Annotated in this window: 6 protein-coding genes and 1 pseudogene; 6 read left to right on the top strand and 1 reads right to left on the bottom strand. The window is 70.4% G+C overall.

Annotation, left to right across the window (positions count from 1 at the left end):
- Positions 1 to 912, bottom strand: a pseudogene (locus ACFZA2_RS00905) (hypothetical protein); the annotation flags it as partial.
- A gap of 607 nt (positions 913 to 1,519) precedes the next feature.
- Here ACFZA2_RS00905 and argC point away from each other — a divergent pair.
- The 6 genes from argC (at position 1,520) to ACFZA2_RS00875 (ending at position 7,889) form a co-directional block, all read left to right on the top strand.
- The gene (gene argC / locus ACFZA2_RS00900) at positions 1,520 to 2,569 is read left to right on the top strand and encodes an N-acetyl-gamma-glutamyl-phosphate reductase (protein ID WP_391399411.1); all 1,050 of its coding nucleotides are present in this window, start codon (positions 1,520 to 1,522) and stop codon (positions 2,567 to 2,569) included.
- On the top strand, positions 2,566 to 3,723 hold the full coding sequence (gene argJ / locus ACFZA2_RS00895; RefSeq protein WP_391399408.1) for a bifunctional glutamate N-acetyltransferase/amino-acid acetyltransferase ArgJ: 1,158 nt from the start codon (positions 2,566 to 2,568) through the stop codon (positions 3,721 to 3,723). The genes argC and argJ overlap by 4 nt, the downstream gene beginning before the upstream one ends.
- Complete coding sequence (gene argB, locus ACFZA2_RS00890) at positions 3,720 to 4,622, top strand: acetylglutamate kinase (RefSeq protein WP_391399405.1); 903 nt, start codon at positions 3,720 to 3,722, stop codon at positions 4,620 to 4,622. The genes argJ and argB overlap by 4 nt, the downstream gene beginning before the upstream one ends.
- A gap of 89 nt (positions 4,623 to 4,711) precedes the next feature.
- Positions 4,712 to 5,863, top strand: a complete 1,152-nt coding sequence (locus tag ACFZA2_RS00885) for an acetylornithine transaminase (RefSeq protein ID WP_391401467.1) — start codon at positions 4,712 to 4,714, stop codon at positions 5,861 to 5,863.
- A complete protein-coding gene (gene argF / locus ACFZA2_RS00880) occupies positions 5,860 to 6,783 on the top strand; it encodes an ornithine carbamoyltransferase (protein WP_391399402.1) in 924 nt (307 codons plus the stop codon). The genes ACFZA2_RS00885 and argF overlap by 4 nt, the downstream gene beginning before the upstream one ends.
- Before the next feature lie 56 nt (positions 6,784 to 6,839).
- Positions 6,840 to 7,889 carry a heparan-alpha-glucosaminide N-acetyltransferase domain-containing protein gene (locus ACFZA2_RS00875; protein WP_391399399.1) on the top strand — a complete coding sequence of 350 codons (1,050 nt, stop codon included), beginning with the start codon at positions 6,840 to 6,842 and terminating at the stop codon, positions 7,887 to 7,889.
- The last annotated feature ends 20 nt before the right edge of the window (positions 7,890 to 7,909 follow it).

Below are 7,909 nucleotides of genomic sequence, written 5' to 3'. Positions count from 1 at the left end.
GTCCTTGGCTTCGGTGGAGTCCTTTGCCTCTGTCGAGTCCTTCATGTCCTTGGCTTCGGTGGAGTCCTTGGAGTCCTTGGCTTCGGTGGAGTCGGTGGAGTCCTTCGCCTCGGTGGAGTCGGTGGAGTCCTTCGCCTCGGTGGAGTCCTTGGAGTCCTTCGCCTCAGTGGAGTCCTTGGAGTCCTTCGCCTCGGTGGAGTCCTTGGAGTCCTCGGCCTCAGTGGAGTCCTTGGAGTCCTTGGCTTCGGTGGAGTCCTTTGCCTCTGTCGAGTCCTTCATGTCCTTGGCTTCGGTGGAGTCCTTGGAGTCCTTGGCCTCGGTGGAATCCTTCGAGTCCTTCGCCTCGGTGGAATCCTTCATGTCCTTGGCATCCCACGCGTCTTTTGCGTCCTGGGAGTCGTCGGCATCCTTCGCGTCCCACGCGTCGGTGTGGCCGTCCGTGTGTCCGTCGGTGGTCCCGTCGGTCGTGCCGTCGGTGGTCCCGTCGGTGTGTCCGTCGGTTGTGCCGTCCGTGGTTCCGTCGGTGTGTCCGTCGGTCGTGCCGTCCGTGGTCCCGTCGGTGTGTCCGTCGGTCGTGCCGTCCGTGGTTCCGTCGGTGTGTCCGTCGGTCGTGCCGTCGGTGTGTCCGTCGGTGTGTCCGTCGGTCGTGCCGTCGGTGTGTCCGTCGGTCGTGCCGTCCGTGGTCCCGTCGGTGTGTCCGTCCGTCGTCCCGTCCGTGGTCCCGTCGGTGTGTCCGTCCGTCGTCCCGTCGGTGTGTCCGTCCGTCGTGCCGTCCGTGTGTCCGTCCGTCGTGCCGTCCGTGCCGCCGGTCTGCGGCTGTATCGGCGCCGATGATTCCTCGGTGACCGAGTTTCCCAGGGCGGAGGCGCTGAGAGGTGCCCCGAACGCCGCGAGAGCGCTGAGCGCGATCACTGCTGTCGTTTTGATGATCGTTCGACGCGCTCGCATCGTGCGAGAGACGCGAACTTCGTGAAAGTTCGTGCGAAGCACAAGAATCCCCTGGTTGCTCGGCCCCCCAAGCACCACGGGCACGAAGCTAGGGACTAGCGATGGACTACCTGTAGCGCTTGACTTCGGATCCGGAAGGCGTCAAACTCGCGCGCCAGCGCGCGGGCGACGCGGCGCGTGAGAGCCACCGATCACGCCGGGGTGCAAAGATCTGCCCTCATCGCCGGTAAGGGGGGCAGTCGGAAGTGCCCGGCGATGAGGGCAGAACACAAATCATACGCCTTCCCTGTCCCCCTTTTGGGGGACACGAATGGATTGTGCGGGTAGCGGTTCCCTGGTATCCCGCCCGCGCGGATTTGCTCGCGCGCGCGTGAGGCGGATACCCTCGCCACTATGTCGTCGACCACCGCGCGCACCGAGGAGCTCTTCGTGAGCACCGGTGACGAGCGTCGACGTCGGGTCGCGCGCCGATTCTCGGCGACCTCGTAACCCGCCATCGGTCGGGCATACGGGCGTCGCCGCCCCGCTTCACGCTGCGTGCAGCATCAGCCCCGACTCGTAAGGTGGATACATGACCCTCTCGGTCGCCGTCTCCGGCGCTTCCGGCTACGCGGGTGGCGAGATCCTCCGCCTCCTCGCCGACCATCCCGACGTCGAGATCCGCACGGTCACCGCGCATTCCAGCGCCGGCCAGCGGCTCGTCGCCCATCAACCCCACTTGCGCTCCCTCGCGCACCTCGAGCTGCAGCCGACCACGCCCGAGGTGCTCGCGGGTCACGACATCGTCGTGCTCGCCCTGCCCCACGGGCAGTCGGCGCAGTACACCGACGCCCTCGCCGGCACCCCGCTCGTCATCGACGCCGGTGCCGACCACCGTCTGACATCGGCCGACGATTGGGCCGCGTTCTACGGCGGAGAGCACCCCGAGCCGTGGGCGTACGGCGTCCCCGAGCTCGTCGTCGGCGGCGTGAAGCAGCGCGAGCACCTCCGCGGGGCCACCCGGATCGCCGCGCCCGGGTGCAACGCGTCGACGGTCGCCCTCTCCCTCGCGCCGGGTGTCGCAGCGGGGGTCATCGACCCGGGCGACATCGTCTCGGTCCTCGCCGTGGGCCCGAGTGGAGCCGGCAAGTCCGCCAAGACGAACCTCCTCGCCAGCGAGATCCTCGGCACCGCGAACCCATATGCCGTCGGCGGTACACATCGCCACATCCCTGAGATCCGCCAGGCTCTGGCCGCCGCGGGGGCGCCGCGCGACGGCATCCGCCTGTCGTTCACGCCGGTCCTCGTGCCGATGGCGCGCGGCATCCTAGCCACCTCTTCGGCACCGATCGTCGATGGCGCGACGGATGCCGAGATCCGCGACGCATGGGAGAGCGCCTACGCCGACGAGACCTTCGTCGAGCTGCTCCCCGCGGGCGTCTTCCCGCGCACGGCCGACGTGCTCGGCGCCAACATCGCGTCGATGGGTCTGGCGATCGATCGCGCGGCCAATCGCGTGACCGTCGTCGCCGCGGTCGACAATCTCGTCAAGGGCACGGCGGGAGCCGCCGTGCAGTCCCTCAACATCGCGCTGGGCCTCGCCGAGACCACCGCCCTTCCCGTGAACGGAGTCGCCCCGTGAGTGTGACGATCCCCGCTGGTTTCGAAGCCGCCGGCGTCGCCGTCGGTCTGAAGTCGTCCGGTGGACGCGACGTGGCCGTCGTCGTCAACCGCGGACCGCTCAAGGTGGGTGCGGCGGTGTTCACGTCGAACCGCGCCAAGGCCAACCCCATCCTGTGGTCGGAGCAGGTCGTGAAGGACGGAGTGATCGAGGCCGTCGTGCTCAACTCCGGCGGAGCGAATTGCTTCACGGGATCCTTCGGATTCCAGACCACGCATCAGACCGCGGAGCGCGCGGCGGAGCTGCTCGGTGCGAGCGCGGGCGATGTCGTCGTGTGCTCGACGGGGCTCATCGGCACGGGCGACGAGGTCTTCCGGTCGAAGGTCCTCGACGGCGTCGAGAAGGGCGTCGCCGCGCTCTCGACCGACGGGGGAGAAGACGCCTCGCTCGCCATCATGACCACCGACTCGAAGCCGAAGCGCGCCGCGCACCGGGGGCAGGGGTGGAGCATCGGCGGCATGGCCAAGGGCGCGGGGATGCTCGCGCCGGGGCTCGCGACGATGCTCGTCGTGCTGACCACCGACGTCGTGCTCGACGCGGCCGGCGCAGACGCGGCGCTCCGTGCGGCGACGCGTGTCAGCTTCGACCGACTCGACTCCGACGGCTGCATGTCGACCAACGACCAGGTGACGCTCCTGGCGAGCGGGGCCAGTGGCATCCGGGTGGATGCCGAGGAGTTCGCCGCAGCCCTCGCCGCCGTCTGCGACGACCTCGCCGCGCAGCTGCAGGGCGACGCCGAAGGTGCGAGCCACGACATCACGATCCGCGTGACGAACGCGGCCAGTGAAGAGGACGCGGTCGAGGTGGGCCGCTCCATCGCCCGCAACAATCTCTTCAAGGCCGCCATCTTCGGCAACGACCCCAACTGGGGCCGTGTCCTCGCCGCGATCGGCACGACCGACGCCGCCTTCGACCCGTACGACGTCGACGTGTGGATGAACGGCGTGCGCGTGTGCACGGCGGGCGGCCCCGATCGCCCTCGCGAGGACGTCGACCTCACGCCGCGCGCCACCGACCTCGTCGTCGACCTCCGCGTCGGCGAGGCCTCGGCCACGATCCGCACCAACGACCTCACGCACGATTACGTCCACGAGAACAGCGCCTACTCCTCATGACCCACGTCGATCTTCAAGACACCGATCCCGCCGCCGCCAGCGAACGGGCCGTCACGCTCGTCGAGTCGCTGCCGTGGGTGCGGAAGTACCGCGATCAGGTCGTGGTGGTGAAGTACGGCGGCAACGCCATGGTCAGCGACGAGCTGCAGGACGCCTTCGCCGCCGACATCGCGTACCTGCGCTACGTCGGCGTGAAGCCCGTCGTCGTGCACGGCGGCGGTCCGCAGATCTCGTCGATGCTCGACCGTCTCGACATCCCCAGCGAGTTCCGCGGCGGGTATCGGGTGACCTCGACCGAGGCGATCGGGGTCGTGCGCATGGTGCTCACCGGTCAGATCAACCCGCAGCTCGTGGCCAAGGTCAACGCGCACGGGCCGCTGGCCACCGGCCTGAGCGGCGAGGACGCGGGCCTGTTCGGCGGTCGTCGACGCGGTGTCGTCGTCGACGGCGTCGAGCACGACCTCGGGCGCGTGGGCGACGTCGTCACCGTCGACCCTCAGCCGGTGCTCGACCACCTCGCCGCCGGTCGCGTGCCGATCGTCTCGAGCATCGCCCCCGACCTCGACCACCCCGGTGCGTCGCTGAACGTCAACGCGGATGCCGCGGCGGCGGCTCTGGCCATCGTGCTGAACGCGAAGAAGCTCGTCGTGCTGACCGATGTGCCGGGCCTGTACGCCGATTGGCCCAACCGTGACTCGCTGGTGTCGCACCTGACCTCGACGGAGTTGCGCGCGATGGTGCCGAAGCTCGAGTCGGGCATGATCCCCAAGATGCAGGCGTGCCTGGACGCCGTCGACGGGGGAGTGCCCACGGCGGCCATCATCGACGGGCGTGTGCCGCACTCGGTGCTCGTCGAGCTGTTCACCAACAAAGGAATCGGAACGGAGGTGGTCGCGTGAACGCGGACACGACTCAGGAACCCGCGACGCCCCGCGCCGCCTGGCAGGACGACGCCGGACGCGACCTCGTGCGCAGCTTCGGCGACCGCATGGCGCTGTTCGTGCGCGGCGAGGGCGCGTACGTGTGGGACGGCGACGGGAAGAAGTACCTCGATTTCCTCGCCGGCATCGCCGTCAACGCCCTGGGCCACGCCCACCCGGTGTTCGTCGAGGCGATCACCGCGCAGGCCTCGACCCTCGCGCACGTCTCGAACTACTTCGCCACGCCGCCGCAGCTGGCCATGGCCGCACGGCTCAAGCGCCTCGCCGGCACGGGGGAGTCGGGCCGCGTCTACTTCGGCAACTCCGGTGCCGAGGCCAACGAGGCCGCGCTCAAGCTGGCTCGTCTGCACGGCCGCGGCACCGACCGCACGCGCATCCTCACGCTCAAGGGCGGCTTCCACGGACGCACGATGGGCGCGCTGGCGCTGACCGGCAAGCCCGCTCTGCAGGCCGACTTCCTGCCCATGGTGCCCGGGGTCGAGCACATCGACGCCACCATCGAGGCTCTCGAGGCCGCCATGGACGATCGCGTCGCGGCGCTTCTCGTCGAGCCCATCCAGGGCGAGGCGGGCGTCGTCGAGCTGCCGGAGGGCTACCTCCGGGCGGCGCGCGAACTCACCCAGCGCCACGGCGCCCTGCTCATCGTCGACGAGATCCAGACCGGCGCCGGCCGCACCGGCGCGTGGTTCGGCTTCCAGCACGCCGGTATCGTCCCCGATGCCATCACCGTGGCGAAGGGCATCGGCGGCGGCTTCCCCATCGGGGCGCTCATCACCTTCGGGGCCGCGAGCGAGCTGTTCTTCCCCGGCACGCACGGCTCCACCTTCGGCGGCAACGCCCTGGGCACCGCCGTCGGCGGCGCCGTGCTGAACGAGATCGAGTCGGCCGGGCTCGTCGACAACGCCGCCCGGCGCGAGACGCAGCTGCGCGAGGGCATCGCCGCGCTCGGCTCGCCGCTCGTCGCGGGTGTGCGCGGAAAGGGCCTGCTCCTCGGCATCGGCCTCACCAGCCCCGTCGCCAAGGCCGTCGTGGCCGCCGCCCAGCAGCACGGTCTCGTCGTGAACGCCGCGAACGACGACACGATCCGCATCGCGCCGCCGCTGACGATCGGGGATGCCGAGGTCGCCGAGTTCCTCGACCTCCTCGGCGCCGCGCTCGCCACCGTGAACGACGCCCTCATCGTAGGAGTACCCGCATGACCCGCCACCTGCTGCGCGACGACGACCTCACCCCGGCCGAGCAGGCCGAGATCCTCGACCTCGCGATCGAGCTGAAGAAGGACCGCTGGGCCCAGAAGCCGCTCGAAGGCCCCCAGACCGTCGCAGTCATCTTCGACAAGTCCTCGACCCGCACGCGCGTCTCGTTCGCCGTCGGCATCGCGGATCTGGGCGGGTCACCGCTGATCATCTCGACGGCCAATAGCCAGCTCGGCGGCAAGGAGACCCCCTCCGACACCGCTCGCGTGCTCGAACGTCAGGTGGCCGCGATCGTGTGGCGCACCTACGCGCAGGCGGGCCTCGAGGAGATGGCCCGCGGCACCCGCGTGCCCGTGGTGAACGCCCTCAGCGACGACTTCCACCCGTGCCAGCTGCTCGCCGACCTGCTCACCATCCGCGAGCACAAGGGCGAGCTGAAGGGGCTGACGCTGTCGTTCTTCGGCGACGGGCGCAGCAACATGGCCCACTCCTACGTGCTCGCCGGCGTCACTGCGGGCATGCACGTGCGCGTCGCCGCTCCCGACGACTACGCCCCCCGCGCCGATGTGATCGCGGATGCCGAGCGCATCGCCGCCGAGACCGGCGGGTCGGTGACGCTGCTCGCCGACCCCGAGGTCGCGGCATCCGGAGCCGACGTCGTCGTCACCGACACGTGGGTGTCGATGGGCAAGGAGGAGGAGAAGATCGCGCGCATCCGCGACCTCGGCGGCTTCAAGGTCACGAGCGAGCTCATGACGACCGCGGCGGACGACGCGATCTTCATCCACTGCCTGCCCGCCGACCGCGGGTACGAAGTCGACGCCGAGGTCATCGACGGCCCGCAGAGCGTCGTGTGGGACGAGGCCGAGAACCGTCTCCACGCCCAGAAGGCGCTGCTGGTGTGGCTTCTGCGCCAGGGCTGACGTCGCGACTCGGCCGGCTCTGGTCCCGTTTCGACGGGCCGAGCCGGCTGAGCGGCGTGGATCTGGCGCGCGGGCTCGCCGTGCTGGGCATGCTCGCGGCGCACCTCCTCGACACCGAGCGCGTGCTGACCCCCGACCCGGAGTCATGGATCACGCTGGTCAACGGCCGGTCGTCGATCCTCTTCGCCGTGCTCGCGGGTCTGTCGATCGCGCTCGTCACGGGGGGCGCGCGTCCGCTGCCGGCCGAGCGGCGTCCCCGCGCGGCGGCACGCCTGGCGATGCGCGGGGCGATGCTCTGGGTCATCGGGGTGCTGCTGGTGATGACCGGCGTCCCCGTGTACGTCATCCTGCCCGCGTACGCGGTGCTCTTCGTGCTCGCACTGCCGTTCCTCGGCCTGCGCGCGCGAGGTCTGTTCACGGCGGCCGCGGTCTTCGCCCTCGTCATGCCGTGGGTCCAGCCCGTCCTGGATGCCGCGCCCATCTGGTCGGGGCCCGGCGGCGACGAGCTGGCGGCGTTGATCGGGTGGAACTACCCGTTCACGACCTGGATCGCGTTTCTCCTGGCCGGGATGGGACTGGGCCGCCTCGACCTGCGGGCGCCCGCGCCGCAGGGCCTGCTCGTCACCGTGGGCGGGTCGCTCGCGCTCGCCGGGTACGGAGCGGCGCTGCTCACGGCTCCCGCGGTGCGGGGGAACGCCTATCTCGCGGTCGTCCTGACCGCCGAGGACCACTCGGCGGGGCTGTGGGAGGTCATCGGGTCGGGCGGGTTCGCGATCGCCGTCATCGGCGCGTGTCTGCTGCTGTGCCGCACCCCGCTGCGGTGGGTGGCGGTGCCTCTGCGCGCCGTGGGGTCGATGCCGCTCACCGCCTACGTGCTGCAGCTGGTGGTGTGGGCGATCGTGGCCCTGGCATTGCTGGGCGACACGTCGGATCTGTACGGCATCCGGGAGGCGGGACTGTTCGCTCCGCTCGTGGCGGGTCTCCTGGTGCTCTGTACGGTCTGGGTGCTCGTGATCGGGCGGGGACCGCTCGAGGCGCTCATCGACAGGGCGGTGCGTGCGGTCGTCGGCGGGGACGCCGCGAGACCGGCGGCGCAGCTGCGCTGAACGGGCGGGCGCCGTCCTCC

The organism is Microbacterium sp. NPDC007973, assembly GCF_042958465.1.
GTDB classification, from domain to species: Bacteria; Actinomycetota; Actinomycetes; order Actinomycetales; family Microbacteriaceae; genus Microbacterium; species Microbacterium galbum.
This window is presented reverse-complemented; position numbering and strand designations above follow the sequence as displayed.